The following is a 25,968-nucleotide window of genomic DNA, read 5'->3' as shown; positions in this document are numbered from 1 at the left end:
CAGCGAATTCGCTGCTCTTATTTTTATGTGATGATATTAAAAAATAAACCGATAAATATTGTAATAAACACCGCATTCGCAATTTCCAGCACCCCTATTTTAATGGGTTTAAGCTGCTTGCCGTATAATATTACTGCACGAATCAAACTCGGTAAAAATGCGATGAGTAACAGTGGATGAATAAAGTAGCCTACGATAACAAGTAAAACATGGTATACCCATGACATATTACGATAATGGATATTCTTCTTCTCACGAATCATCGTCTTCACGTAGAATACTGTTCCAATGAAGTACGCTACACTTAATCCGAATACATAAATCATCGGCCATTCAAATTGATGAGATTGAATATAGTATGTCAGCACGCCTGCAATCGAGAAAATCATAACTGCTGAGAAATCATTAACAATATGGCGTTCGTTACGTGCTTTTGCAAAGAAATAATTGATAATACCAAACGGTAGCATTGCTAAGAAAAACATCATAACTTTATATTCATAAATGATTATCGGTATATAACAAATTGCAGCGATGAATAAAAACAATAATGCGCACTTTAAGTATCCGATTTCCTTCTTTCTCTGCTTCACATAAAACAGAAAATGATCTGCAAAGAAAAATGTCATAAACCATCCTGCAAAAAAGAGCAGCTGAAATATATTAAACTTTGTTGCAAACATTCCGAACAATACAGGCATAATAATCATTGCCCATGCGCCATGCTGATTTGGTTTTTTAAATTTCATACGTTCACCTCAAACTTATTGTACAATAAACATACATTTAATATATATGTTAAAAACCATTAATTGTGACGAACTCATGAAAAAGAGATGGTGCCATTGAACATCACCATCTCATCGTTTATTCAATATTTACTTCATATCCCCAATTTTAATCTTATCCGGATCTTTAAATTGACGTTCATTTCTATTTAAATTATTAATTGCTTCTATATCTTGTTCCATTAACTCAAAATGACAAACATCAATATTCTCTTTAATACGTTCTATGTTTGATGACTTAGGAATGACGATTCGGCCACTGTCGATATGCCATCTAATAATGACTTGTGCTACTGTTTTGTTATATTTTTCTGCGATACGCTTCAACGTTTCGTCTTCAAACAGTGCTCCGCCTCGCATTAATGGGCTCCACGCAGTAACTGCAATGCCTTTATCTTTACAGTACTGCTGCAGCGTATCTTGATTAAAAATCGGATGATACTCAATTTGGTTTACTGCAGGTACTACAGTTGTTTCTTGTAGTAACTTATTCAGATGATGTTCTTTGAAATTAGCGACCCCTAACGCTTTAATCTTCCCTTCGTGATACAGTTCTTCCATCGCTTTATAACTTTCAACGAATAATTCGTCTTCCGGACATGGCCAGTGAATCAAATAAAGATCTACATAATCCATATCTAATTTCTGAAGCGAATCATTGAATGCTTTCTTCGTTGATTCATAACCTTGATGATCATTCCACAGTTTCGTCGTAATATACAGTTCTTCTCGTGGTATATTGCTTTCGTTCAATGCTTTACCGAGCGAGGCTTCATTAAAATAGAAGTGCGCCGTATCGAACGCACGGTATCCTGCATCTAGTGCGGCATTAACGACCTCTGACATTTCTTCATCCGAAATTTTGTACACACCGAGTCCAATTTGTGGCATAGTTACACCATTGTTTAACTGAATATGGTTCATAATTATCATCTCCTTTATTAAATCATACACTAAACAAGCTTTCTTACAAAATGAATATCATTATATTTTTAGACGCTTCAAATATTTAGTATAATAATGATAATCTTAATAAATGGAGGAAAATAATGAACAATCACGAAATAGACTACAAAATTTATGGCGATGATATGCAATATGTTGAAATTGAGCTTGATCCAAATGAAACAGTGATATCTGAAGCGGGCAGTATGATGATGATCAATCCAAATATTCATATGGAAACAATCTTTGGTGATGGTTCAACAAGTGGTGGCAATGGATTTATGGATAAATTATTTGCAGCAGGCCGTCGTACATTAACAGGTGAAAGTTTGTTTATGACAACATTTACAAACCGTGGAACAGGTAAAGACCATGTCTATTTCGCAGCACCATATCCAGGTAAAATCATTCCGATTGATTTATCTCAATTGGGAGGAGAATTTATTTGTCAGAAAGATGCTTTTCTAGCAGCTGCTAAAGGCGTACAAATTGGAATTGCACTTCAGAAACGTTTAGGTGTTGGCTTCTTCGGTGGAGAAGGATTCATCATGCAACGTTTATCAGGTGATGGTATGGCGTTTATCCATGCAGGGGGTGCCATTATGAAACGTGATCTACAGCCTGGAGAAACTTTGCTGGTAGATACAGGCTGTTTAGTAGGTATGACAAAAGATGTAGCGTACGATATCGAGACAGTACCGGGACTTAAAACAAAACTTTTTGGGGGCGAAGGTATATTTTTAGCGCGATTACGTGGCCCAGGAAGTGTTTATGTGCAATCACTGCCATTCTCAAGATTCGCAAGTCGAATCTTTGCTGCAGCTCCTGTTACTGGTAAACAAAAGGGAGAAAGCGGTATCGGTGGACTATTTGATATGTTCAGTGATTAATGCGTAGAAGCGCCAAAACGATACTTTTTAATCGTTTTGGCGCTTCTTTTCTGATTTACTTATATTTAACGTTTTGGCACATACTTCAACGTCGAAAAAAGTTCATCCTTTTCATTTTCAGTTAAATCTTTCCATTCTCCAAGTTTTAAGTCATCCACCAATATATTCATCACGCGAATTCGACGCAATTGCTTCACCTCATATCCTAATGCTTCTGTCATACGTCTGATTTGTCGATTCAATCCTTGTGTTAATATAATTTTGAATGTCTTCGCATTTAATCTCTCAACTTCTGCAGGTAATGTCACAGTATCCAATATTGCCACACCTTCTGACATCTGTTTCACGAAATCATCAGTTATGGGTTTATCAACAGTTACGATATATTCCTTTTCATGTCGACCTTCCTTACGTAATATTTCGTTTACGATATCACCATCATTCGTGAGCAAGATTAAGCCTTCTGAATCTTTATCTAATCTACCGATATGAAATATACGTTCACTATGCCCCACAAAATCAACGATATTCCCTTTAATATGGCGCTCAGTTGTCGATGTAATACCACGAGGTTTATTCAGCTTAATATATACGCAACCTTTATCCGTGTTCAATGTCACAACTTTGTTATCGACTTCAACACTATCACCTTCTGTCACCTTACTGCCAAGTTCAGCTTTAACGCCATTAATCTTAATGCGTCCTGCCTCAATCCACTTATCAGCTCCACGACGTGAGCAAATGCCCGCTTCTGATAAATACTTATTAATTCTCATACAACCAGCAACCTTTCAAAGTAAAAGCGTCTGAGGCATTGCCTCACACGCTTCAATAATATTTTGAACGAATATAATAATGATCATACACAAATGTGCCAAATGGTATGAATGCTACAATAAGACCGATGACCGGCCACTTCATAGGCCATTTCGTACGAATCGTTATTAATATTAATGTAATTACATACACTGTGAATAAAAACCCATGAATTGAACCTATTATTGTTACAACTTCAGGCTTTCCAGCTGAATATTTAAGGGGCATTGCAATACCTAATAATAACAAGAGTGAGCCCCCTTCTAGGAAACCAAAGAATCTAAACACACTCTTCAAAGTACTACTTTCCATATTACGCTTCCTCTTCTTCGTCTGGATTATTTCTTGAAGCATTGAAGTCTTTATGCAACGCAACAGTGATAATCTGATGGTTCTCAGATTCTAATACAACCCATTTGTCATACTTAGTATCAATGTAATCATCTTTCTCAATATCGGGATTTTGCGCTTGAATCCATCCCCCTATCGTATCAATATCGTCTGAATCTTCAAACTCTATACCAAACTTCTCAGTAATATCATCTAATAATACACGACCATTAATCTGGTATGTATCGTCTCCAGTCTTAATAATATCATTCACTTCATCATCATCAAATTCGTCACGAATCTCTCCGACAATCTCTTCCAATATATCTTCCATCGTAATAATCCCTGCTGTACCGCCGTATTCATCAATAACAAGTGCAATATGCACACGTTCACGCTGCATCTTAATTAAAGCATCACTAATGCGCGTCACTTCATGAATTAACGGCAGATCATGAATATGATCCTTAATACGTACAGGATTACCCGAAGCATATTTCGTTAGAAATTCTTTTACATTAATAAATCCAATAATATGATCTTTGTCGCCATCTTCAGTAATTGGATAACGTGTAAATTGATGTTCGTTAATCACTTCTAACAACTCATCAATATTGAATGGTTGTGTTAATGATACCATCTGCGTTCTCGGTACCATAATATCCTTTGCTAATCGCTCGTCAAAACTAAAGATGTTCTGCATATACGCAAGCTCTGTATGGTTGATTTCTCCACCTTGATAACTCTGGGTCATAATAATCTTCAGCTCTTCTTCACTCATCGCCTGTTCATGATCTGCAGGCTGGACACCAAAGATACGTAAGATTAAACGGGCCGTACCGTTCATAGCAAAGATCAATGGTTTCATAATAATACCAAAGAAATAAAGGGGTCTAGCAAATGCTAAAGTCATCCTCTCGGCATATTGGATAGCTAGAGACTTCGGTGCAAGTTCTCCGATAACTACGTGAATAAATGTAACGATAAAGAAACTTAAGAATATCGTTATTGGCTTACTCAAATCAGTTGGGATATGGAATAAATGTAGAACAGGATGAATTAATGCTTCGAATGTTGATTCACCAATCCAACCAAGCCCTAAAGCTGTTACTGTAATACCAAGCTGACATGCTGATAAATAATAATCTAGATGATGCACCATATGTTGTACAATCTTTGCAGCAGAATTACCTTCTGATACAAGCTGATCAATTCTTGAAGTTCTTACCTTAACTAAACTAAATTCTGATCCTACGAATAATGCAGTGAGTGCGATTAATAATGCGAATAATAATAAATTTGATATGGTCTGTATGTCCAATTAATTCCCTAATACTAGGGATTCACCTCCGAAATATGTTTGGTGACTACGCAAGTCACATTTGATTTTTGTTACGGTTATTTCTTGATTTAAACTTGCTTTTATACAATTTATGACCTTCCCAACAGTAGTCACCTCCTCGGTAGATTACTCAATATTTTATCACAAATTTGTGTACATTAATATTACAGTGTATTTAAATACACTGTAATATCTAAATTAAAGCTTTAAGCATTAGCGGAATGGATATTAATAAATGTCTTACTCAAATCATTAAAACGTTCTGGCTGATCGATATTACATACATGTCCAGAATCTTTAATCACTTCTAGGCTAAAGTTTCCATTTTCTTTCACTACCTTTTCAACTGGCGGGATAAACAAATAATCCTCTTCTCCCATAATAAACAATGTCGGTATGGTCTTCGTTGCGACTTGCAGATGACTTAGATAAGGATTGATCAGTTTCGTCAAACTAAACCATTTCACAAATTGCTTCTGACTCATCTTCTTTGCTTCGTTTATGAAAGCGAGACGTGATTCTTCATGAGCCTTCTTCGGCATAATAATCCATGCAAACAGTTTATATAGCAACATAAACGGAATAAGATTCTTTGTTAGTCGTCCAATCATCAGCAAGAATTTCGTACGAATATCAAGCGATATAATCGCACCTCCTAACACGAGTGATATCACTCGTTCAGGATATTTGTTCGCCACTGTTTGAGAAACGATTGTCCCCAAGCTCATTCCGATAATATGTGTTTTTTGGATACCAAGTTCATCCAGTACTTCGACAACTTCTGAGGCAAGTGTCTTAAATGAGTCCTCCTTCTTCCAGATTACTTCCGATGAACGTCCATGTCCGCGAAGATCTACGAGTAATATGTTAAAATCTTTTCTGAAGTATCGTATCTGTTTAAACCAAATCGTCGAGCTTCCCCCTGCACCATGAATAAATGTAATCCAAGGTGCGTCTTTATCTTTTATATATGTTTTATAATATAGCATCCATATCATCCGTTCTTTTATTTCACAATTAATAAGTAATGATATTATACCCCATTTATTATATATTACGCAGTAAATAATGAGAAAAGATTTATAATATGTCAATCTATTGAAAATATTTATAAAAAACCTGCCGAACTTTTATTTTAGTACGGCAGGTTATAATTTATACTTTATTTCACTTCTAGTTCTTCTGGGTGTTTCTTAATTAAACCGTAAATGACTGCTGATACGACAACACCAATGAATAATGCAAGTAAGAACATCGGCCAGTGTGCTTTATCAAGTCCAATTACGAATATACCACCATGTGGTGCTGGGACACGGCAACCGAATGCCATTGCAAGTGCTCCAGCTGTTGCACTTCCTGCAATCATTGATGGGATGACACGTAATGGGTCTGCTGCTGCAAACGGAATTGCACCTTCAGTAATAAATGATGCTCCCATTACGATATTTGAAACGATTGATCCACGTTGTGTCTTTGTATACTTTTTCTTAAATAAAATCATTGATAGCGCTATTGCTAATGGTGGAACCATTCCACCTATCATCGCAGCAGTAATCGGTGCATAGTTCCCCGCTTCAATTGCTGCAAACCCAAATGCGTATGATGCCTTATTGAACGGTCCACCCATATCAATGGCCATCATACCACCTAATACTAAGCCCAGCAATACGATATTTGTTCCATCCATACTATTTAAGGTATCTGCCATTAATTTATTTAACCAGCTCGCTGGTGGGTTGATAATGTAGTACATAATTAATCCCGTGCTTGTTACACCAAGCAGTGGATATAATAGCGTCGGTTTTAATCCATCTAATGCTTGTGGCATACCACTTAACATTTTCTTAATCGCTTCTACTAAATAACCTGCTAAGAATCCGGCAATCAGTCCACCAAGGAAGCCTGAACCTCCCATAACAGCTAACATACCACCAACCATACCTGGTGCCAATCCAGGACGGTCTGCAATACTCATTGCGATGAAACCTGCTAATATCGGAACCATTAAAGCGAATGCAGACTTATTCCCAATCGCCCATAATGCTTCTGCAAACGGATGGTAATCTGATTTCGTTGGATCGAACGATGTAATCCCAAACATAAATGCAATGGCCATTAATATACCACCTGCAACAACGAAAGGTAGCATATTAGATACACCGCTCATCAAGTGTTTATAAAATCCTTTACGCTCTCCACCTGAATTCGTAGTGCCTTTATCATCCTTTGCAGTATATGCTGGTCTTGATGTATCTAAAGCCATATTAATCAGCTCTTCAGGACGCTTAATGCCATCTGCTACTGGTACTGTCACAACATTCTTACCATGGAAACGATTTGTTTCAACATTCACATCTGCTGCAACGATAATACCTTTTGCTTTTTTAATTTCTTCCTCTGTTAATCTGTTTTTAATGCCTCCTGAACCATTTGTCTCAACTTTAATCGGCACACCCATCTTAACAGCTTGATTCTTCAGTGCATCTGCTGCCATATACGTATGTGCGATTCCTGTAGGACATGCGGTAACAGCTAGCACGAGATTATCATCATCCTCATCTCCAGTAGGTGCTAAAACGACTTCTTCATCTTTTTCAATTTCATCGTGTAAGTTGATTGTTTCAATAACTTCTTCTTTTGTCTTTGCGTGTAATAATTCAGTTCTAACATCTTCATTCATTAATATCCCTGATAACTTCGCTAAAGCTTCAAGATGCGTCTGTGCACCTCCTGCAGGTGCTGCAATCATAAAGAATAAGCGCGCTGGTTGCCCATCAAGTGAATCGTAATCGATGCCATCTACCGCTTTACCAAATGCTATGGCTGGTTTCTTAACCGCATCATTTTTCGCGTGGGGTATTGCAATCCCTTCACCAACACCTGTAGTACTCTGTGCTTCACGTGCATGTATCGCTTCTTTAAATGATGCTTTGTCCGATAATATCCCAGCAGCTGATAATGTATCGACTAACTCATCGATCACACCGTCTTTCGTTGTCGCTTGTAAATCCATTGCCATCGTGTCAAATGTAAGCAAATCAGTGATTCTCATTATTTTCCCTCCTAATTATTAAAGCTCTTCAATTTGTATTTGGTTTATTATCTCTTGAATTTCTTCATTCGTTGCTAAGTCTTCTGTAAATGCTGTCGCTGTACCACAAGCAATCGCTTGTCTAAATGCAGACGTTAATGATAAGCCGTTCGTTAATCCGGCAACCATACCTGCTACTGTCGAATCTCCTGAGCCGACAGTATTTACAACTTGTCCTTTCGGTACCGTTGCCTTCAAGCATCGCTCTTCAGTGACTAACATCGCACCATCTCCACCCATAGAAACAAATACCATCTGCGCACCTTTATGCAATAACCGTTTCGCTGCTTCATAAATTGCATCATCTGTTGTCAACGTTGTATTAAACATTTCTTCTAATTCCACAATATTTGGCTTAATAAACACTGGTTTATAAGGTAACACTGAGTTTAATAAAGCTTTTTCTGCATCAACAACAAATTTAATCTGTTGTTCATGGCAAAGCTCTGCAATCTGTGCATAAATATCAGCTGGCATCGAAGAAGGAATACTACCTGCAATTACGACAGTGTCTTCAGATGTTAACGCCTTAAGCTTGTTCATTAGCTGTTGAATATTTTCTTCATTAATATCAGGACCTGGTGCGTTAATTTCTGTTTCACTTGCGCCTTTCAATTTCACATTGATCCTTGTATCACTCTCTACTTGAACACAATCCACCTGGATATCGCTCGCCTTCAACTTATCCTCGATAAATTGCCCGGGAAATCCCCCTAGAAAACCGAGTACGGTGGACTCTGTGTTCAGCGACTTAAGTACTCTTGAAACATTGATACCTTTACCACCTGCAAACTTATAAGTCGTATGTGCACGGTTTAATGCGCCTGCTTCAAATCCATCCGTAAACATCACATAATCGATAGATGGATTCAATGTTATTGTATAAATCATATACTACCTCCTATATTAAATATTTACCATATTTGTGCTGAAGGTCATTCTCACGATTCGTAATTAACATCGTTCTGCCTTCTTGTAAGTCTGACACTTTCGCAAATGTCACTTCATCAAACTTGCTGTCATCAACTAAAAAGTAAATCTGTTCAGCTTTTTCAATCGCTTTTCGCTTAATATAGGCTTCTTCGATATCGGGCGTCGTTATACCTTGTGTCAAATGCACACCGTTTGCACCCATGAATACTTTATCAAAGCGAAATTGCCTTAAACTTTCTATCGCCTGTACACCAATACTTGCATGCGTATCTGGTTTAATATAACCGCCAATCATATAAACTTCATAACCTTTCTCAACAAGTGGCGGCACATGTGTCAGGCCGTTCGTTACAATGGTAATATGTGCTTGATCCAGATAAGGAATCATCATCAATGTGCTGCTGCCTGCATCCAGGTAGATACAGTCATTATTCCGCACTTGTGCTGCAGCAATTTTTGCGATTTCCTCTTTTTCCTTCGTTTTCTTCGTAGACTTCACAGACAACGCGACATCTCTATGTTTTTCGGTCACCTTTTTTGCGCCTCCATGAATGCGAATCAGCTGACCTTCACTTTCTAATGTAGAGAGATCTCTTCTTATTGTAGACTCACTGCAATGCGTCTCATCAATAAGCATTTGAAGCGTAACAATCTCATGTATCTCTAAAAGTCTTAATATCGTATTGTGTCTTTCAATCGTCAGCATAGAAGACCTCCTTTGTGAACACTTTCATAATATGATTGTTTTCATTCATTGTCAATCAAACTCATTCAATTTCAATCATAAAAATGCAAAAAAAAATAAGAAATGTGATAAAATATTCACATTTCTTAACTAAATTGCAGTTGATCTAATTGATCCATAATTTTGTGCTTATCCAGTCCTTCACCAATAACGACCAGTTTAAGTGGTAGGTTCATTGCCTCTTCTTCATATTGAGGAATTCCATAGGCATACTGAAACAGTACAGTCTGTTCTTTGTTCTCTCTAAACTTAATAAATCCTTTTACACGCAAAACACTGTCCGGTAACTGCATCAACCAACTTACGAACGCACGTGAATCAACCGGTCCATCAAACGTATACACAACAGATGATATTCCATGGTGCATATGCACATGCGCATGCTGTTCATTCCCTTTTTGCTCTAAAAGGTTGAATTCAATCTTGCTATATGATGTTTCTGTCATTGTGGCACGTGCGTTGATGTTTAATAGCTGATGTGTTACCTCTATACGTTCATCATCCTCTATCATATCCACCTTATTTACAATCACAATATCAGCATATTTTACCTGTTCTTCCATCAGTCTTCTTGTAGATTCCGTATATTTATTTCTTTCCAGAAAACGCTTAGCATCTACTATCGTAGTAATATTATATACATCGGCAATCGGTGTAAGCACTGGATCTGTGCATGCATCATAAATCTCTACAGGATGTGCTACACCAGTCGCCTCGATAATGACATAGTCCGGATGATGTCGATGATAGAGATCGCTTATCTGCACAGCGACATCATGCTTCAAATCACAGCAGATACAGCCATTCAATAATTCGTTATACGGTGTTTCTTCTCCAATGATTTTAGAGTCAACATTAAAACCACCAAGTTCGTTCATTAATATTGCGATATTGGAATCGTTGTTTTCTTTATTATGTTTTAATATATTGAGTAATAAACTTGTCTTACCACTCCCTAAAAACCCACTAAGAATAATGATTTTCATCTTCTGAGACATAAATTTAACCTTCCTTTTTTAGAGTATTATATATTTTTTCCATTAAACAATAAACATAAGTAAGGCGCTTTAACACCCATACTTAAAGATTGTAAATAGCATTGAATATCGTTCTTTTTTGTATTAAATTACAAAAGAATGCGTTAGGTGATTCATTTATTATAGAGTATACTAAATATAGAGATATGCAAAAAGCAAACGCATTTATTTTTGCGCATAAAGTAGGAGGAAATAAATGTCAGAAAACTTCAGATTAGATAAACAGCTGTGCTTCAATCTATATAATGCACACCGCCAAGTAAATAGATATTATTCGAATAAAGTTTTCAAGAAATATAATATCACTTATCCCCAGTATCTTGTACTCTCAATTTTATGGGATGAGTCTCCAGTAAATGTTAAGAAGCTCGTTACCGAATTGTCATTAGATACCGGGACAATTTCACCCCTCCTAAAACGTATGGAAGCTAACAACTTAATTGTTCGTACACGTTCAGAACTAGACCAAAGAGAAGTGTTCATCTCTTTAACAGATAAAAGTATTGCAATGAAGGATGATTTATATCAAGTGACTGAAATCATCAATGAAGTCTCTCAATTCACGGAGGAAGAGAGAAAATGCTATAGTACACTCCTGAACAAACTTATTAATAATCTGTCAAACGATTAATCTATCATTTGAACATAATAAAGAGGATTGGTGTATACCAATCCTCTTTATCTATGCATTAATCCAGCCTATTCCTACCGTACCATAACCTAGATGAACACCAGCAACTGGGACAAGTAATTCATTGGTAATATGAATGTCTGGGTATTTTTCTTTTAACCATTCGATATAAATATCTGCTTCGCTTCTATCACCTGCGTAAACCACACAGATTTCTTTCGGTTGTGCAGTTTTAAGTGCCTCATCAACACACCTTTTCATTGCCTCTATGACTTTCCTCTTGGTTCTCACCTTTTCTATAGGGTAGATTTTACCTTCTTCAAACTGAAGAATCAGCTGAATATTTAATAATCCTGCCATAAAGCTCTGTGTCTTAGAGACACGCCCGCTTTTTTTCATCTGGCTTAAGTTTTTTGGTTGTAAGAATAGGACTGTATCCTCTGTATAAGACGTTAACTTATCAACGACCTCTTCAAAAGAATACCCTTCTTCAAATAAAGACATCCCTTTATTAATCATTGCTTTCATCGGATAACTACCGATTCTTGAATCAATAACTGCACTGATTAGTGAAGATTCTTGACTTGCTTTCACCGAATTCTGGAATGATCCCGTGAGTTCGCTTGAAGGATGTATCGCAATAACATGCGTATAACCGAGCTTTTCAATATGTTCATAAATTTCATGCAGTGCCTGAAAATTAGGTTGCGTTGTTTTCGCTCCATCTCCATATTCCTGCAGTAAAGAGTAGAATTCCTCCACTGATAATTCTGCTTGATCCTGGTAATGCTTATCATTTAATATCACACCCATTGGCACGACGAATATATCTTGATGAGCACCAATCTTATATCCTGATGCAGTATCTGTAATCCATGCGACTTTCAATAATTTATCCTCCTGATTATTATTTATTATTATTTTATCATAATATTTGATATAAATAATAATTTATTAATGATAATATCAAAAGAATTACATTTTAATTATATTAATATAATTATTACCCCTCTGAAAGTGCATTAAACAATGTCGTTTTATTTTTGTACAATTGTTGAAATGTTCCTCTTTCTACAATCTTACCTGCATCCATCACTAAGATTTCATCCATCGTTTTCAATAATTCAGTATCATGACTTATGAGTATCAGTGTAATTTGATTTCTTTTTAAGTATGACATCATAATTTCAATGTTTTCGTTATCTACGCCATTAAATGGTTCATCCATTAACCATAACGGTTTATTTCTTAATATCATCCTTATAAAATGTAGTCGTTTCTTTTCGCCTCCAGATAGATTACTTCCGAAAGCTTCTACGGTACTTTGGGCTTTAAAGGGCAAGTTAAAATGAAGAAGCAGTTCTTCTAATTCCTTATCTGCAACAGATAAAAACATATTTTCAGAGATTGTTCCTTCGATAAAATGCGTATCCTGTGTCGCGACATTCCACATTGACAGCAGATCGACAGGTAATTGTATAGAATTTCCATTTAACATATAATTTCCTTCTATCTGATTTAAGCCCAGTATCGTATGCGCCAAAGTCGTTTTCCCAGAACCGCTACGACCAGCAATCCCTATCTTTTGACCTTTTGTCATCTTCAGATTGATTGTATCTAGAATCAATTTTTTTTTCTTAACAGATACATCACACAATTCTAACGCTTCAAACGGGAGGTTGATTTTTTTTACATCATTATATGTTAGTTCAGAAATCTCTTCTTCTGCGCGATTCGATTCCGCTTTGTGGTAGGGATAATGCACCATCGGTATGCTCATTTCAAATAATGTAATGGTTACCATCACAAGACTTAAGTACATCATCACATTTAGTGAAGGATCAACAATCATGACAGTAATCGTTGAGAATATTGCTGCCATAGATATCGCATTCAACAGAAAATCATACAGAGTAATAACTTTATTTTCTTTCGCTATGCTCGCTTCCATACGATCTTGCAGTGTATTTAACTGCTGCTCAAAGCGGTGGTTTTCATCAAAGATTTGAATTGTCTCATAATGCAGCTGATAATCCATGAGCTTATTTTCATATTGTGCAGTCGATTCATATTTATTATGGACAACCACTTCCAGCTGTCTTGCAAATATATTAGGAAGTACAATAATCATTATCATCATGGCAATTGCAATCACAATTACGGCATACATACTATACTGAATATATACAAGTATTACAGTTAATGTTGTTAAGAGTGCGATAATCGGTGGATAGATCACTCTCAACAATTTATTCTGAAGTTTTTCAATATTATTGACAGTACGGTTCAGCACATCAGACAATTTGTAATCTGACTGTATATGCTCAAAATTTTCAAGTAGTATACCTACAGTCCTAACCCTGATATCTTTAAGCATCTCAAACGTTGCGTCATGAGAGATAAGACGCTCAAAATATTTGCATATTGCGCGTACGACACCGAACAATTTAATTGTTGCGACAAGGACAATTAAAGTATAGAGCGGCACATTCAATACGCTCTTCGATAACATGAGACCACTTAAACTAAACATTCCGATTGATGTAAGTGCTCCTAATAAACCGATAACAATTGATAAAATAATCGATTTACTGACCCACTCATTCATCCATCTCATCATTATTCAACCTCATTTCTTCATTTGAAACACGTGTAATACGACCATTCTGGACGTATACCAGTCGCTTACTTTGCTTCACCGTTTCTTCATGATGGGCAATCATCATGATATAACTATGCGCTTTTAATTCTTCAATTGCCCCGAGTATGATATCTCGACTTTCTTTATCCAGCATTGCCGTTGGTTCATCAAGAATAATCAGCTTTTTAGGATACAAAAATACACGCATTAATGATAATCTTCTCGTTTCTCCTCCAGAAAGCTGTTCACCTTCTGGTCCAATAACTGTGTCATAACCATCAGGCATCCTTGTAAATCGCTCATGAAGCCTAAATTTTTTCGCTAGTGCCACGACTTGTTCGAAGTTGTAATCATTGAACATCGTAATATTATTGATCACACTATCAGAAAGAATTGCATCAAACTGCGATAAATAGACAACTTCGTTCTGTAACTTATTGCTTAACGACATCTGTCCTTCAAAAGGAACCCTATTACACAGTAATTTCGCGAATGTTGATTTGCCAGAACCACTCGCACCAGCGATCGTATAATGATCAAGCGGTAAATCAAGCTCTGGAATGTCAAGAGTAAACTCACTATTGTCATAATGCGTCTTAACGTTTGTAAAACGAATAATGTCTTCAGTGATATACTCCACTTGCGGCACGGATTCTGTCATTTGCTCACTCAATATTTCTCCATAACCCGCTGCTGTTTTACCTGTATGAAATGCTAGACCAAGATCCTTGAGCGCATTATAAAATTCCGGCGCAAGCATCAGCACTACGACTGACGTATAAAAACTTACACTATGAAACACTAGCAGTGACAGTCCAATTTCTAAAGCAATGATACCAATTGATAGCATCGAGATAAATTCCAGCATTAAGGTAGAAAGAAACGCTGTCTTCAAAATTTTCATCGTATGTTCTTTGTAACGTTCTGAATATTGTGCTGTTTGCTTCAGCGCTTTTTCTTCATAATCAAATGTTTTAATCGTCATTATACCTTTCATAACATTTAGAAAGTAGTTTGAGAAACTATTGAGACTCAGCATTTGACGTGTCGCTTCTTTTTCAGTATTAATACCTATAATAATATAGAATATAGGAATAAAAGGTGCTGTAATTAACATAATTAGTGCAGTCTGATAATGAAAGAAACATAAAAATACCAGAATTGAACATGGAATAAACGTAGAACGATACACTTGTGGCAAATAGTCACTGAAGAATGGATGAATCCCCTCTATACCTTGCTGTATGTTATTCATAACAGTGCCTGCATCATCTTTTTTCTTGCTTAAAAACGCTCTGAGTTGATGTTTCACCTTAATACTGAGCGTGTTTCCTGTTACCTTTAGTCCCATCTGTACACTACTTCTAGATATTAAAATGATAAAAATCGTAAACAGAACAAAAGTAAAATCTATCTTATGCTGATAAAGTACCGCATCAACCACCTTACCAATTTGTATACTTTGCAATACAATAATAACACTCAATAATATACTTAATATAAAAAATATAACGTGGGCCCATCTATAGTTAAAAGATAATTTTGTTAAAAATTTCACATTATCACTCCTATAAAGCATTATAACGGCATTTATTATAAATATAAACTTTTCCGCTTATATTTCATAGAAATGAAAAGTGTGGAAAAGTGTCGTTTATGCTATAATCTTTTAAGTGTTCATGGAAATATTAAATAATGACTAAAAGGTGGTTAACACATGACTTTTTTTGAGCTTGTTAAAGCATTAATATTAGGGATTGTAGAAGGACTTACAGAATTCGCGCCGGTTTCTTCAACAGGACATCAGATCTTAGTTGATGATATGTGGTTACAGACGAAGTACGTACTTAATAGCCAGGAATCGGCCAATACATTTAAAATTGTGATTCAGCTCGGCTCAATATTTGCTGCTGCCTGGATATTCAGACATCGATTTCTGGAAGTGCTCCATATAGAAAAAACTAAGACTGAGGGTCCACGTCTTAATTTACTTCATATATTTATCGGGTTAATACCTGCAGGAATTATGGGACTATTGTTCGATGACTTTATTGACAAACATCTCTTCAGTGTCCCTACTGTGCTTATCGGACTTGCTTTAGGTGCGCTGTTGATGATTGCAGCAGACCTATTCAATAAGAAGGTAACACATACAACGACCGTAGATGAAATGACCTATAAGCAAGCACTGATCATCGGGGTTGCACAATGTCTTGCATTATGGCCAGGTTTCTCAAGAAGTGGATCAACGATTTCAGCGGGTGTGCTGCTTAAGATGAACCATAAAGCTGCAAGTGATTTTACATTTATCATGGCAGTTCCTATCATGTTTGCAGCAAGTGCTAAAAGTTTAGCGAGCAATATACAATATATTCATAGCGACCAGATTTTATTTTATATTGTTGGTTTTATCGCTGCATTTATTTTCGGGGTATTATCTATTCGTCTGTTCCTAAGTTTAATCAATCGTGTAAAACTTATGCCATTTGCAATATACCGTCTCATTCTTGTCGCTGTTATTGCAGTACTTTATTTTGGATTCGGTATCGGCAAGGGGATCTAAACAGCAGTATTCACTGCTGTTTTTTTTATTGGTTGCTTCTTTCATCTTTATGAAATTTACTATCATTCTCTTACAATTGATGTTATAGTTTAGTCAAGAAGTTGAATAGAAGGAGTCAATATTATGAACAAAGATACTCTTGACTATCAACTATATCTTGTCCAAAGAGAAATCATCAAGAAGTATAATAGAGAATTGCTTAAATCCTATTCTTTAAGCTATCAGCATTACCTCGTATTAATGGTTCTGGATGAACATAACGTACTCCCAGTATTACAGCTCGGAGAACGGTTAGCATTTCAATCTGGTACAATTACGCCAATCGTTAAGAAGATGGAAGCGAATGGTCTTGTCGAAAGAAGAAGAATGTCTTCGGATGAACGTGTAGTTGAAGTAATATTAACAGAGAAAGCTAAGAAGTTGATTGAACCTCTTAAAGACATACCACTCAATATGTATATGAGCAGTGATCTCTCGGTCGAAGAATATCAACTACTTATAAAACTTTCAAAGAAACTTTCAGACAATATGACTTATTAAATCAATCAAATAGAGCATCTTAAATATTAACAAGAGAGTGGACATTAGTCCACTCTCTTGTTAATTTTATTAATTATAGGGTATCTATACTATAATACTATTAACTACATACAAAGGAGCTTGCATATGAATAAAAACAAAGTTAAAACAGCAGTAAACGTTGCTGCAGTCATTCTTGTCCCTCTGATCAATGAGCGTCATAAACTGAAAGAGCAGAGAGAAGTTCAACAACTGACAGGCTTATCGGTTAAAGCCTATGACGTTACAAAGGATAAAACAGTAACAGCCGCAAGAAAAGCAAAAGGCGCTACAACAACTATTAAAAGAGGTGCTGTAAAGACATCTTCATTTATTGCAGACAAATATAAAGATGAGAAAAAAGCCCTCCATTACAAAAAAAAGATGAAACCATTTGTACAGCAAGCGAAAGAAGAAAAGAAACAGAAGAAAGTTGAGCAAAAACAGATTAACACATTAGGTCAAACATTGTCACAGTCTATTGAATCAAGAAGACGTGATGAAGAAAAGAAAGAGAAAGCACGAGAAAAACGATTGATCAAAGAAATGAAGCTTGCAGAAAAAGGAAATTTCCACGCAGCTCAAACGGTAACTTCTAAACAAGATAAGAAGGTTAAGAAAGAAATCGATCAATTAGATAAGAAGCTCAACAAATCAATTGAAGAAAGACATAAAGCTGAGCTCCAGCTAAAAGAAGAAAACGAAAAACTAAGAATTAAAGCGTTAAAGAAATACAAAAACTATAAAGTGAAAACGCCAAAGCAAAACCGTTCTCTATTTGGTTTAAAGAAACATCAGTTAACAGAACCACATAAACCGAACAATTATCATAATGCACAAATGCATAATGATGAAGACTTTAGTAATGCACAGCTTTTTGAACGACACAGAAAACAGATGGCCGAAAAAATTGGCAGACGTTAACTACAGAATCATCATCGATGCCGATAGCTCTCCTGTGATTGATGAAACAGTACACATTGCTGCAAAATATCACATTGAAGTGATTCTTGTAAAAGACTATGCACATCATTCATCAAAAATATATGGTCCAGATGTCAGTTCGATATATGTTGATACTGCCAGCGATAGTGCGGACTACAAAATATTATCTCTTGTCGACAAAGATGACATTGTCATAACTGGTGATTATGGATTAGCAAGTATTGTCATCAATAAAGCGCTTGTCATGCATCATACTGGATTTATATATACCAAATCCAACCTTGATGCATTGCTGATCACACGATTTATCAACCATGAATCCAGAAAGATGAACAAGCGAATAAAAGGTCCTGCCAAATTTACTACTTCTGACAGAACGAAATTCAAAACAACGCTTGAACAAATAATAACGTCCCCGAATTATTAATCAGGGACGTTATTTATTATCTTCTTTAATACTTTAAGACGGCTAAATCCTTGGCGTACCATCATCTTCTGATCGATGAAGCCGCATTTGATAAAAGCGTAGTATGCATCATTCTTTACATTAACCATTAAATAAATCGCCCACACATCTGCATAGTTCGATTTAATATAAGTCTCTATCAAAGGCAGGACTTCCTTTAGAATACCACTGCCCTGATATTTATAATCTATCGATAACCCACGCAGGTAAATTGCTGTACTAGGGGCATCTATCTTATTTAGAATATCACCTCTATCCAGAGCAAAGACACCGATGACATCATTATCCTTCTTAATAATAAAAGCAGCATAATCTGCTCTTTGAACGGATAATATGTAACGTGGATGTCCTGAGAAGAACATCTGTTTTGCTGGCAGCATGTATTGTTCTAAAGATATCGATGCACTATCCTTCACTTGTTCAATCGTTATCATTCGTTTCACCCCATTCAATAATAAATATCATAACATATTCTACTCAACTAAAGTGTGTCATCTAGATTATTAACAAATTCAACTTCACTTATGACATGAATACCATGTCTTCGTAGTAAAGCTGCAGTTACACCGTCCCCACTTTTCAGCTTTCCGTTAAATGAACCATCGTAGATTTGATCGCTACCACAACTTGGACTGTCTGCTTTTAATACAGCAGTAGATACATTGTAATCTATACAATACTGTAATGTCTGCTTGGCCCCTGCGATAAATTCAGCAGTGACATCAGTCCCATGAATCGTTATCACACGCGCCTTTCCATCCAGACAATCATCGCCATCTCCCCCTACAATTTCAGCAGGTGCACGGGGAACAGTCAATCCACCCAGCATTTCCGGACAAGCATGTATCGCCTCTTTCATATCTATTAATCTAGCAATAATTTCATTTGTTTTACTCCGGCCATCATAGCGCACTGGATGTCCTACAAGACAGCTACTGATTAAGATCATTCACTACACTCCTATATAATATTTGTTCATCTGGATAGTGCGGATGAACAAATGCTGTAACATCCTTCATTCCTAACTTCTTCATTACATTGATACTCTTTATATTATTTACAGATGTATACGCATATAAATCTTCTATCTTTAGCATACGCATGTAATCTATCAGACCTTGTGCACCTTCTGTCGCATATCCATTACCAGTGAACTGCGGTAATATCCTCCAGCCAATTTCATAAAATGGACTATGTGGGATTGAAGCGTCATATTCAGCAAACAGCGTCCCAATAAAACCGATAAATGTGCCATCTTTTAAAGTCACTGCAAACAAACCATGTTTGTCACGCTCTATTTCTTTGTACATGATATCAAAGATACGCTCACTTCTTTCCTTACTCAGTATATCCGGGAAGTATCTTCTCACTTCAAAATTCCGATTCAGTTCAATGTAATGCGCAAGATCTGAGTTATGCCAATTTCTAAAAATGAGACGTTCCGTTTCAAAGTATGTCATCGATTACCCCTTATTTATATATACTGATCTTTCCGACAGTACCTTCTTTATTTTGGTCTTCAACTTTAATTTTAATACCAAGTTGAGGTAATACACGGCTACTATCTGGGGCCTGCATATTTAACATCGCTTTTTTCGAATAATTCCTGTCATCAAAAAGTAGTACTGGTGCTGTAGATTTCTTCTTGAAGAAATAGTTTTTATTCGAATTGTATTGCCCAAAAGATCTTGTATTGAATGGCGCATCAAAAATTTGTATATCTGTCATCGGCATATACCCGCCAGAAGTACGAATATTTCCAGGGCTCGCATCGACTACGCCAATCAAACTTTCACCAAAATGTTTAGATAAATTACTATTATCTTTATAATATTCATTCACATACCACACAAGCATTCCTTTACCATATTTATTTATGCCAAAAGAATCTTTAATTCTCGATAAACCGATATCTAAACCTGTATGATTCCTCCACTCAATTAAATAATAGCGCTTATAGCTCTTTAGCTTACCCTTTACTTTCTTTTGTAACGGGGGTAAGTTTACTTTAATGACGTTATTGTTCTGTCCTTTATAAGCAGATTGATCCAGCAAATAATACTTTTTCTTCGCATTAATCTGCTTATAATCTACTTCATTGATACGAATCCAGTTACCACCGTAGATTCTCTGAATAAGCATCTTAGCATAAGGGCTCATACTGACAGGGTTCAATCCAGGAATCTTTCCGGCATCTTTACCATAACTCATAAGCGACCAATAACGAACTGGTTCACCTGCATGACTCACCGAGCTACTTGCTGTGTCATATTCATCAGGTAGTCCAAGCATATGTCCAAACTCATGTGCCACTGTCCCTACTGTACTGTCTTCAGATATCATGCCATATTCTGCAATTGCTAGTCGTTTCTTTAGAAACTTTGAATTCTTGCTATAGGTTCCCGGAATCGTTGACGGCTTATTATCTTTAGTGAATGGCACTTCGGAAACATGTTCCCAGATCGTATTCTGTCCAAATTTCCCACCACCTTCACTTTCACCGATACCACTATATACGACAACAAACTTATCGATGATACCATCGGGTTCGTTTACTTTTTTGTCTTTATCAAGGTCATAATAATCAAATCTGTCATAGCGTTTCATATCAATCTTTTTGTCTTTAGCAACTTTTTCCGCTGCTTCCATAACCAGCTCAGAAGCCCGTGCATCATTGTTAGCACCGTAATATTGAATCGGATGTTTCGCACGATACCATCCCGCTACTTGTCCTGTTAATGACAGACTGCCACTTGATGCACTATTATAATAGGATTTAAGTGAATGATATTTGTATCCTCCTGGACCTGTGACATTCTTACCAAAGAACAGGTCATTATAGTATTTCTTATCATATGATTTTATATAATTTTCGGTATCCTTCTGCGTAAGCTTTCCGTGCGGTGCATTACTAAAATCCATTAATACAACCAGTACATTTTCATTAATGACCTGTCCTTTATAAGGTCTGGATTTAAAAGGTGGTATTGCTTTCGTCTGAACTGTCTTCTTCTGGGTAATTATCGGTTTTGTCTTTACTTTTTCAGCGTTCTGCAACTGTACATTATTATTTGGCTGTTTCTCAGTTGCCTGAACATTACAAGTAAATGTTAATGAACATATTCCAATACTCACAATCAACTTTATAAGCTTCACTGTCCGACCTCTTTTCAGCTATTTATGTCTATACGCTTACTATGTATCATCTGTTCTTTCACATACACTTTAATCGTAACTGAATGCACTGCTTCTCTTGCAATCTTACCATTAAAATAGCAATGAAAGCGATTATCTTTTGCGCTCATATTATATGTATCAGATTTCCCTGGTGGACGACCGTTAAATAATCCAACCTGTCTTCCATCACTATCTATGAGTTTAATTGCAACATCTTTCATCTGCTTTTGACTATATATATCGATCTTGACATAGTCTCCCGGATAAACGGATGATGGCGCCTGTATTTCAAGTGGCTCAGATTTCTTTGTAACGGACTTATTCTCTACTCGTTTATTTGAATCTGCACCGAAACTCCCCTGTTCAAAAGTAGTAGGGTCATACCACTTGTAACCGTGGCCAGGTTGTCCCCAAGGTTCTTGTTTTGGTTCCTTAGATTGCTGTGGAACTTCCATTCTTAATAGGGGCGTCTTCTGATCTGACGTCACTTTACCTTCTAATGTAGTATAAGCTTCAGGTTTCATCATCCAGGTAACCAAATTTTTGAGCAGTACTTTATGACTCGCTTCTTCAATACCATCGTACGTTCTCTTCGTATTACCGTTGTCTTCACGTACATACTTTGGTGTTTCATCTTCTACTATCGAAGAATCACCGATAAAGACAGCTTTTCCTTTTTTATACTTACTAATTGCTACGAAGGCGCCTTCATCTTTACCCCCTTTTGTGTATATCCCTTGGTCAACCGCGTGCGGCCAGCGATCATTTTGTGATAGTTTGCCTGGGTAGATAATTCCTTTTGCGATTTTAGGGTTCGTAATTGCTATTGTACTGCCTGCGTGCATGTTGATACTTTGCACATTATCCAGAAGACCGAAAGCATCGTATGCTGAATCTGCATCAATCCTGACATTATTGAGGGCATTATATCTAAAACGTACACCAAATGTATCTGAAAGAAAATCTGAACCTTTCACATTCTGCATACGCTCTGATTGCTTTTCATCGTGTGATAATCCTTTTGTAATATCATCAAATGCGCCCCTTCGATATCCATTGAATATTTCTGAAGAGTCAAATCGATTTAAATTTCGATCAGCATTATAATGGTCAGCAATCATCATAATACTCCCCCCTTCACCGACAAAACGTTGAATAGCCTCCTGTTCTTCAACTTTAAAGGGAATATTAGGTTCAGGTATAATGACTGCTTTGTACTGTTTTAATTTTTCATATGTTAATGTCGTGTCATAATCAGTGCTCACTGTTTTATAATCCATATCACGAATTACATCATTGAAACTAGAGAAAGCACCGTCAATCACCCAATCTGCTTCACCTGCAGTCTGTCCATGTGCAGCATCAAATAGGACATCAGCTTGTCCATCATAAAACTGTGCTGGCTGCGTGCATCCCGTGAGAAACAATATGGATAAAAGTATCAACTTCTTCATAACCTTCTCCTTTATAAAAAGCCTTAACAGATGCTAAGGCTTTATGATCTCGTTTTATATGATATTAATCTAATCTTAACTTTATCCTTCTTAAGATGTTGTCTGCCATCCTTTCGGGTTGTAACAGTTACATCAACTTCATCTTCAGACTCGTTAAACTGATAATTGATTATATACGTTTCAAAATCTTGCTCAAAGTTTGGCTTTTGTGCAACAACACGTTCAATATCTCCAAAAGTATCAAGTGCTGTATAGCCTGTAATATGCTCTAACTCACTTGCAATTTCAGTCAATGTCATCGTTTCGCCTTCCATTAATACGAACTTTTCTTCATGCATGATATCACCTCTAATATATTTAATTTATTATTCCCTTAATTATAAAAGAAAAACATCAGGAAATCGTATAAGGTTCTGATACAATTTCTGATTGTGCTTCACTATTCGGCTTTGTCGATGTACCACCTAATAAATAGAGTTTTCCTCCATCTTGTGTTAAAGCTTGATATGTCTTTTCATCTAGTGCAATCGATTTATAGCTCACTGTAGACTCCTTTGGCCCATATTCATTGTACGCCCGTTCTTCAGACTTCACGAAATCTTCTTGTAATTCCTGAGGAATAAATGATGTCGCATCAGAATAAATGACAGTCTTTCCAACTACAAGCTTGCTCGTATTATTATAGTAGACAGGAGCCTGATTATTATTTTTCGTATGGACTTCATAAAGAAGTGTATAACCGGAAGATGCGCCTTTAAAAATAACCTTTTGATTTTCTATGTTTGTAATCTTAAAAATCTGTAGACGCTTAACATTGCTCTCAACACCGTTATCATGTATCGATAGATTAACATTATCAATCGACTTCACAAGTGTCGATTTGCCGTGCGTTGTTGTCTCTATAGTGTTCGGCATCGTTTTAGCAGCTAACATTTCCTTAACTTTTTGCTGCTGCTTTAATCGTTCTTCTTTCTTTAGCTTAGCTCTCGTCTTACGCTTTTCCTGTTCTAGCTTTTTAGCCGCTTCCTCTTTTGCGATCTGTTCTTTAATTTCGGCTTCATTTTTTTCTTCTATCTCTTTTAATTTATCTTCATTTGCTTTTATTTTTTCATCTAGTTTATCATTTTTTTCTTTAATCGCATGATATTCTTTCGTTAGCTCCGCTTTTTTTGCGTCAAGCTTTTCTACAGACTGCTTTAAGTCTGTCTCTTTATTACCACATGCACTCAGCACTAGAGTAAGTGCCAGTACACTTGTTACATATTTCAATACAATCCCACCTTCACAATATATCTATATTCTATCATAATAACAATAAAATATATTGTATTAACACCCTTTACAAGGGGTATACTACATATAAAAGGAGGTATAGCTTATGAAATATAAAATATTACACACACCCACATCCCCTTCTACACCCAACCATATGATTCTGCCGGTAATTATATATAATACAGAGGAAAGTCATTTCGAAACACGCTTTAAAAATAATGCATGGCATAATATATGGACCAATGGTGTATTTGATTATCATCACTTCCATCCCAACCAGCATGAAGTCCTTGGGGTAAAAAGTGGTCGTGCCACACTATTAATCGGTGGGGAGAACGGCCAAAATATTGAAGTTACACAAGGTGATGTTCTATTATTACCAGCAGGTTACGGTCATAAAAAATTAGAACAAAGTGACGATTTTACTATTGTAGGTGCATATCCAGATACAACAGCAGCACAAACATTGACATCTTATGAGAATATAAATGAAGTAAACAAGATCATCAATACTGTACCATTACCTGACACCGACCCTGTAGGTGGAAGTACAGGCCCGATGTTTAAAGAATGGCATAATATTTATCAGTGCAGTACAGTCAGAGGTGGCTAACGTAGAAAAACGGCGTTTCGAGACTCAACAAAGTCTGAAACGCCATTTTTAAATAATCCCTTGATTAAAACTAATCTTTCTTTCATCGATGTATAACGTGCTAATCATATGGCATTTCAATATGTTTATACATCAATTTATCATCTGCCCTATAGCCAAGCTTGTGGTTAAGTCTTCTCATAGCGTGATTATCCGGATGAACGTGTCCATAGATATAGTGGACATCTGCGGCTAATGATAATCTCTCTACATATTGCTTAAGCCTATGTGCATATCCTTTGCCGCGTTCATCTGGATGGACATATAAGGACTTAACATGTGTCTTCTCTCCAATATGAAACCAGATAAAGGCTGATAATCGTGCTTTTTCGACTATAATGATGCGATCATGATTATATTTCATCAGCAATCGTATAGATTCAGTCCTGAGTTTTACTTCAAGTTCAGTCGTTACATAGTGGCTATCATAGGATTTCGGTATCTGCTCATGTATCCATGCAATTTGCTCGATCAGCGGGTCCTCGCTTGTTATTTCTTTCATTGTAATCACCTCAATTATTGTACATGTATTTATTTTTTAAAACTACTTTTTAGAATCATAAGAATAAAAGTTTCAATCTGTTATATATAATAATCTCTTTTTTACCCTCTGTATCATTACAGTTAAAGTACTGGTATGAAGGGTTTTTTCATTTTTTATATTTTTTTATATTTTTGTGATACTTTTC

At 36.3% G+C, this 25,968-nt stretch carries 28 protein-coding genes; 7 read left to right on the top strand and 21 right to left on the bottom strand.

Features of this window, described 5'->3' with window-relative positions:
- Positions 1–23: 23 nt before the first annotated feature.
- Both ACZ2V4_RS05250 and ACZ2V4_RS05245 read right to left on the bottom strand, forming a co-directional pair.
- Positions 24–749: a YwiC-like family protein gene (locus tag ACZ2V4_RS05250; RefSeq protein ID WP_283721834.1), complete on the bottom strand. Its 726-nt coding sequence runs from the start codon at positions 747–749 to the stop codon at positions 24–26.
- Positions 750–878: 129 nt separating this feature from the next.
- Positions 879–1,715, bottom strand: a complete 837-nt coding sequence (locus ACZ2V4_RS05245) for an aldo/keto reductase (RefSeq protein WP_490514629.1) — start codon at positions 1,713–1,715, stop codon at positions 879–881.
- 122 nt (positions 1,716–1,837) lie between these two features.
- Between ACZ2V4_RS05245 and ACZ2V4_RS05240 the strand changes: the two genes are divergently transcribed.
- On the top strand, positions 1,838–2,623 hold the full coding sequence (locus ACZ2V4_RS05240; protein WP_219494006.1) for a TIGR00266 family protein: 786 nt from the start codon (positions 1,838–1,840) through the stop codon (positions 2,621–2,623).
- Between the two features lie 65 nt (positions 2,624–2,688).
- On the opposite strand, the gene ACZ2V4_RS05235 is transcribed toward ACZ2V4_RS05240, so the two are convergent.
- From ACZ2V4_RS05235 to ACZ2V4_RS05200, 8 genes are all read right to left on the bottom strand, one after another.
- The gene (locus ACZ2V4_RS05235) at positions 2,689–3,399 is read right to left on the bottom strand and encodes a pseudouridine synthase (protein ID WP_490514585.1); all 711 of its coding nucleotides are present in this window, start codon (positions 3,397–3,399) and stop codon (positions 2,689–2,691) included.
- A gap of 52 nt (positions 3,400–3,451) precedes the next feature.
- Positions 3,452–3,751: a DUF3817 domain-containing protein gene (locus ACZ2V4_RS05230; RefSeq protein WP_219494003.1), complete on the bottom strand. Its 300-nt coding sequence runs from the start codon at positions 3,749–3,751 to the stop codon at positions 3,452–3,454.
- Between the two features lies 1 nt (position 3,752).
- Positions 3,753–5,090 (bottom strand): hemolysin family protein, encoded by a 1,338-nt coding sequence (locus tag ACZ2V4_RS05225; protein ID WP_283721836.1) that lies wholly within the window; start codon positions 5,088–5,090, stop codon positions 3,753–3,755.
- Between the two features lie 227 nt (positions 5,091–5,317).
- The gene (locus tag ACZ2V4_RS05220) at positions 5,318–6,100 is read right to left on the bottom strand and encodes an alpha/beta fold hydrolase (protein WP_219494000.1); all 783 of its coding nucleotides are present in this window, start codon (positions 6,098–6,100) and stop codon (positions 5,318–5,320) included.
- A 173-nt stretch (positions 6,101–6,273) separates the two neighbouring features.
- Positions 6,274–8,163 (bottom strand): PTS fructose transporter subunit IIABC, encoded by a 1,890-nt coding sequence (locus ACZ2V4_RS05215; RefSeq protein WP_219493999.1) that lies wholly within the window; start codon positions 8,161–8,163, stop codon positions 6,274–6,276.
- A gap of 18 nt (positions 8,164–8,181) precedes the next feature.
- Complete coding sequence (gene pfkB, locus ACZ2V4_RS05210; protein WP_419895391.1) at positions 8,182–9,093, bottom strand: 1-phosphofructokinase; 912 nt, start codon at positions 9,091–9,093, stop codon at positions 8,182–8,184.
- 10 nt (positions 9,094–9,103) lie between these two features.
- Positions 9,104–9,841 carry a DeoR/GlpR family DNA-binding transcription regulator gene (locus ACZ2V4_RS05205; RefSeq protein WP_219493995.1) on the bottom strand — a complete coding sequence of 246 codons (738 nt, stop codon included), beginning with the start codon at positions 9,839–9,841 and terminating at the stop codon, positions 9,104–9,106.
- Positions 9,842–9,966: 125 nt separating this feature from the next.
- Positions 9,967–10,878 (bottom strand): CobW family GTP-binding protein, encoded by a 912-nt coding sequence (locus ACZ2V4_RS05200; RefSeq protein WP_219493993.1) that lies wholly within the window; start codon positions 10,876–10,878, stop codon positions 9,967–9,969.
- 235 nt (positions 10,879–11,113) lie between these two features.
- Between ACZ2V4_RS05200 and ACZ2V4_RS05195 the strand changes: the two genes are divergently transcribed.
- Entirely contained in the window at positions 11,114–11,548 is a 435-nt protein-coding gene (locus ACZ2V4_RS05195; protein WP_120786660.1) for a MarR family winged helix-turn-helix transcriptional regulator, read from the top strand.
- Positions 11,549–11,599: 51 nt separating this feature from the next.
- Here the strand turns inward: ACZ2V4_RS05195 and ACZ2V4_RS05190 are convergent, their stop codons facing one another.
- The 3 genes from ACZ2V4_RS05190 to ACZ2V4_RS05180 all read right to left on the bottom strand — a co-directional run bounded on the left by ACZ2V4_RS05190 (position 11,600) and on the right by ACZ2V4_RS05180 (position 15,747).
- Positions 11,600–12,436 carry a DegV family protein gene (locus ACZ2V4_RS05190; protein ID WP_420494216.1) on the bottom strand — a complete coding sequence of 279 codons (837 nt, stop codon included), beginning with the start codon at positions 12,434–12,436 and terminating at the stop codon, positions 11,600–11,602.
- A gap of 115 nt (positions 12,437–12,551) precedes the next feature.
- A complete protein-coding gene (locus tag ACZ2V4_RS05185) occupies positions 12,552–14,168 on the bottom strand; it encodes an amino acid ABC transporter ATP-binding/permease protein (RefSeq protein WP_490514584.1) in 1,617 nt (538 codons plus the stop codon).
- Complete coding sequence (locus ACZ2V4_RS05180; RefSeq protein WP_490514583.1) at positions 14,149–15,747, bottom strand: ABC transporter ATP-binding protein/permease; 1,599 nt, start codon at positions 15,745–15,747, stop codon at positions 14,149–14,151. The genes ACZ2V4_RS05185 and ACZ2V4_RS05180 overlap by 20 nt, the downstream gene beginning before the upstream one ends.
- A 159-nt stretch (positions 15,748–15,906) precedes the next feature.
- On the opposite strand from ACZ2V4_RS05180, the gene ACZ2V4_RS05175 reads away from it, so the two are divergent.
- The 4 genes from ACZ2V4_RS05175 (at position 15,907) to ACZ2V4_RS05160 (ending at position 18,682) form a co-directional block, all read left to right on the top strand.
- Positions 15,907–16,752 (top strand): undecaprenyl-diphosphate phosphatase, encoded by an 846-nt coding sequence (locus tag ACZ2V4_RS05175; protein WP_012656354.1) that lies wholly within the window; start codon positions 15,907–15,909, stop codon positions 16,750–16,752.
- Between the two features lie 123 nt (positions 16,753–16,875).
- Positions 16,876–17,292 (top strand): MarR family winged helix-turn-helix transcriptional regulator, encoded by a 417-nt coding sequence (locus ACZ2V4_RS05170; RefSeq protein ID WP_120786665.1) that lies wholly within the window; start codon positions 16,876–16,878, stop codon positions 17,290–17,292.
- 126 nt (positions 17,293–17,418) lie between these two features.
- Positions 17,419–18,234 (top strand): hypothetical protein, encoded by an 816-nt coding sequence (locus ACZ2V4_RS05165; protein WP_120786666.1) that lies wholly within the window; start codon positions 17,419–17,421, stop codon positions 18,232–18,234.
- Entirely contained in the window at positions 18,221–18,682 is a 462-nt protein-coding gene (locus ACZ2V4_RS05160) for a DUF188 domain-containing protein (RefSeq protein WP_241427480.1), read from the top strand. The genes ACZ2V4_RS05165 and ACZ2V4_RS05160 overlap by 14 nt, the downstream gene beginning before the upstream one ends.
- On the opposite strand, the gene ACZ2V4_RS05155 is transcribed toward ACZ2V4_RS05160, so the two are convergent.
- From ACZ2V4_RS05155 to ACZ2V4_RS05125, 7 genes are read right to left on the bottom strand one after another with little or no spacing between them, the layout of a single operon-like run.
- Positions 18,679–19,155: a GNAT family N-acetyltransferase gene (locus ACZ2V4_RS05155; protein WP_120786668.1), complete on the bottom strand. Its 477-nt coding sequence runs from the start codon at positions 19,153–19,155 to the stop codon at positions 18,679–18,681. The genes ACZ2V4_RS05160 and ACZ2V4_RS05155 overlap by 4 nt on opposite strands.
- A 47-nt stretch (positions 19,156–19,202) precedes the next feature.
- Positions 19,203–19,670 carry a 2-thiouracil desulfurase family protein gene (locus ACZ2V4_RS05150; protein WP_219493984.1) on the bottom strand — a complete coding sequence of 156 codons (468 nt, stop codon included), beginning with the start codon at positions 19,668–19,670 and terminating at the stop codon, positions 19,203–19,205.
- The gene (locus ACZ2V4_RS05145) at positions 19,654–20,181 is read right to left on the bottom strand and encodes a GNAT family N-acetyltransferase (protein ID WP_219493968.1); all 528 of its coding nucleotides are present in this window, start codon (positions 20,179–20,181) and stop codon (positions 19,654–19,656) included. Before ACZ2V4_RS05145 ends, ACZ2V4_RS05150 begins: the two co-directional genes overlap by 17 nt.
- A 10-nt stretch (positions 20,182–20,191) precedes the next feature.
- Positions 20,192–21,877, bottom strand: coding sequence for an immune inhibitor A domain-containing protein (locus tag ACZ2V4_RS05140; RefSeq protein ID WP_419895385.1), 1,686 nt, complete (start codon positions 21,875–21,877; stop codon positions 20,192–20,194).
- A 14-nt stretch (positions 21,878–21,891) separates the two neighbouring features.
- The gene (locus tag ACZ2V4_RS05135) at positions 21,892–23,352 is read right to left on the bottom strand and encodes a DNA-binding protein (protein ID WP_490514582.1); all 1,461 of its coding nucleotides are present in this window, start codon (positions 23,350–23,352) and stop codon (positions 21,892–21,894) included.
- A gap of 41 nt (positions 23,353–23,393) precedes the next feature.
- A complete protein-coding gene (locus tag ACZ2V4_RS05130) occupies positions 23,394–23,690 on the bottom strand; it encodes a hypothetical protein (RefSeq protein WP_219493961.1) in 297 nt (98 codons plus the stop codon).
- A gap of 55 nt (positions 23,691–23,745) precedes the next feature.
- The gene (locus ACZ2V4_RS05125; RefSeq protein WP_419895383.1) at positions 23,746–24,621 is read right to left on the bottom strand and encodes a DUF5068 domain-containing protein; all 876 of its coding nucleotides are present in this window, start codon (positions 24,619–24,621) and stop codon (positions 23,746–23,748) included.
- Between the two features lie 109 nt (positions 24,622–24,730).
- Between ACZ2V4_RS05125 and ACZ2V4_RS05120 the strand changes: the two genes are divergently transcribed.
- A complete protein-coding gene (locus tag ACZ2V4_RS05120; RefSeq protein ID WP_219493958.1) occupies positions 24,731–25,240 on the top strand; it encodes a cupin domain-containing protein in 510 nt (169 codons plus the stop codon).
- A 100-nt stretch (positions 25,241–25,340) separates the two neighbouring features.
- Here ACZ2V4_RS05120 and ACZ2V4_RS05115 read toward each other — a convergent pair whose 3' ends face one another.
- Positions 25,341–25,781 carry a GNAT family N-acetyltransferase gene (locus ACZ2V4_RS05115; RefSeq protein ID WP_219493957.1) on the bottom strand — a complete coding sequence of 147 codons (441 nt, stop codon included), beginning with the start codon at positions 25,779–25,781 and terminating at the stop codon, positions 25,341–25,343.
- Positions 25,782–25,968: the final 187 nt, after the last annotated feature.

The sequence above is a fragment of the Macrococcus sp. CoH-51_TC_04 genome, from assembly GCF_058188655.1.
This window is presented reverse-complemented; position numbering and strand designations above follow the sequence as displayed.

Excerpts from the sequence above, each read along its gene's own strand:
- ACZ2V4_RS05145 (WP_219493968.1), bottom strand. The coding sequence starts at position 20,181 with ATGACATACTTTGAAACGGAACGTCTCATTTTTAGAAATTGGCATAAC.
- ACZ2V4_RS05230 (WP_219494003.1), bottom strand. The coding sequence starts at position 3,751 with ATGGAAAGTAGTACTTTGAAGAGTGTGTTTAGATTCTTTGGTTTCCTA.
- ACZ2V4_RS05120 (WP_219493958.1), top strand. The coding sequence starts at position 24,731 with ATGAAATATAAAATATTACACACACCCACATCCCCTTCTACACCCAAC.
- ACZ2V4_RS05240 (WP_219494006.1), top strand. The coding sequence starts at position 1,838 with ATGAACAATCACGAAATAGACTACAAAATTTATGGCGATGATATGCAA.
- ACZ2V4_RS05150 (WP_219493984.1), bottom strand. The coding sequence starts at position 19,670 with ATGATCTTAATCAGTAGCTGTCTTGTAGGACATCCAGTGCGCTATGAT.
- ACZ2V4_RS05165 (WP_120786666.1), top strand. The coding sequence starts at position 17,419 with ATGAATAAAAACAAAGTTAAAACAGCAGTAAACGTTGCTGCAGTCATT.
- ACZ2V4_RS05170 (WP_120786665.1), top strand. The coding sequence starts at position 16,876 with ATGAACAAAGATACTCTTGACTATCAACTATATCTTGTCCAAAGAGAA.
- pfkB (WP_419895391.1), bottom strand. The coding sequence starts at position 9,093 with ATGATTTATACAATAACATTGAATCCATCTATCGATTATGTGATGTTT.
- ACZ2V4_RS05175 (WP_012656354.1), top strand. The coding sequence starts at position 15,907 with ATGACTTTTTTTGAGCTTGTTAAAGCATTAATATTAGGGATTGTAGAA.
- ACZ2V4_RS05250 (WP_283721834.1), bottom strand. The coding sequence starts at position 749 with ATGAAATTTAAAAAACCAAATCAGCATGGCGCATGGGCAATGATTATT.
- ACZ2V4_RS05200 (WP_219493993.1), bottom strand. The coding sequence starts at position 10,878 with ATGTCTCAGAAGATGAAAATCATTATTCTTAGTGGGTTTTTAGGGAGT.
- ACZ2V4_RS05185 (WP_490514584.1), bottom strand. The coding sequence starts at position 14,168 with ATGATGAGATGGATGAATGAGTGGGTCAGTAAATCGATTATTTTATCA.
- ACZ2V4_RS05235 (WP_490514585.1), bottom strand. The coding sequence starts at position 3,399 with ATGAGAATTAATAAGTATTTATCAGAAGCGGGCATTTGCTCACGTCGT.
- ACZ2V4_RS05130 (WP_219493961.1), bottom strand. The coding sequence starts at position 23,690 with ATGCATGAAGAAAAGTTCGTATTAATGGAAGGCGAAACGATGACATTG.
- ACZ2V4_RS05220 (WP_219494000.1), bottom strand. The coding sequence starts at position 6,100 with ATGCTATATTATAAAACATATATAAAAGATAAAGACGCACCTTGGATT.
- ACZ2V4_RS05155 (WP_120786668.1), bottom strand. The coding sequence starts at position 19,155 with ATGATAACGATTGAACAAGTGAAGGATAGTGCATCGATATCTTTAGAA.
- ACZ2V4_RS05205 (WP_219493995.1), bottom strand. The coding sequence starts at position 9,841 with ATGCTGACGATTGAAAGACACAATACGATATTAAGACTTTTAGAGATA.
- ACZ2V4_RS05195 (WP_120786660.1), top strand. The coding sequence starts at position 11,114 with ATGTCAGAAAACTTCAGATTAGATAAACAGCTGTGCTTCAATCTATAT.
- ACZ2V4_RS05135 (WP_490514582.1), bottom strand. The coding sequence starts at position 23,352 with ATGAAGAAGTTGATACTTTTATCCATATTGTTTCTCACGGGATGCACG.
- ACZ2V4_RS05115 (WP_219493957.1), bottom strand. The coding sequence starts at position 25,781 with ATGAAAGAAATAACAAGCGAGGACCCGCTGATCGAGCAAATTGCATGG.
- ACZ2V4_RS05215 (WP_219493999.1), bottom strand. The coding sequence starts at position 8,163 with ATGAGAATCACTGATTTGCTTACATTTGACACGATGGCAATGGATTTA.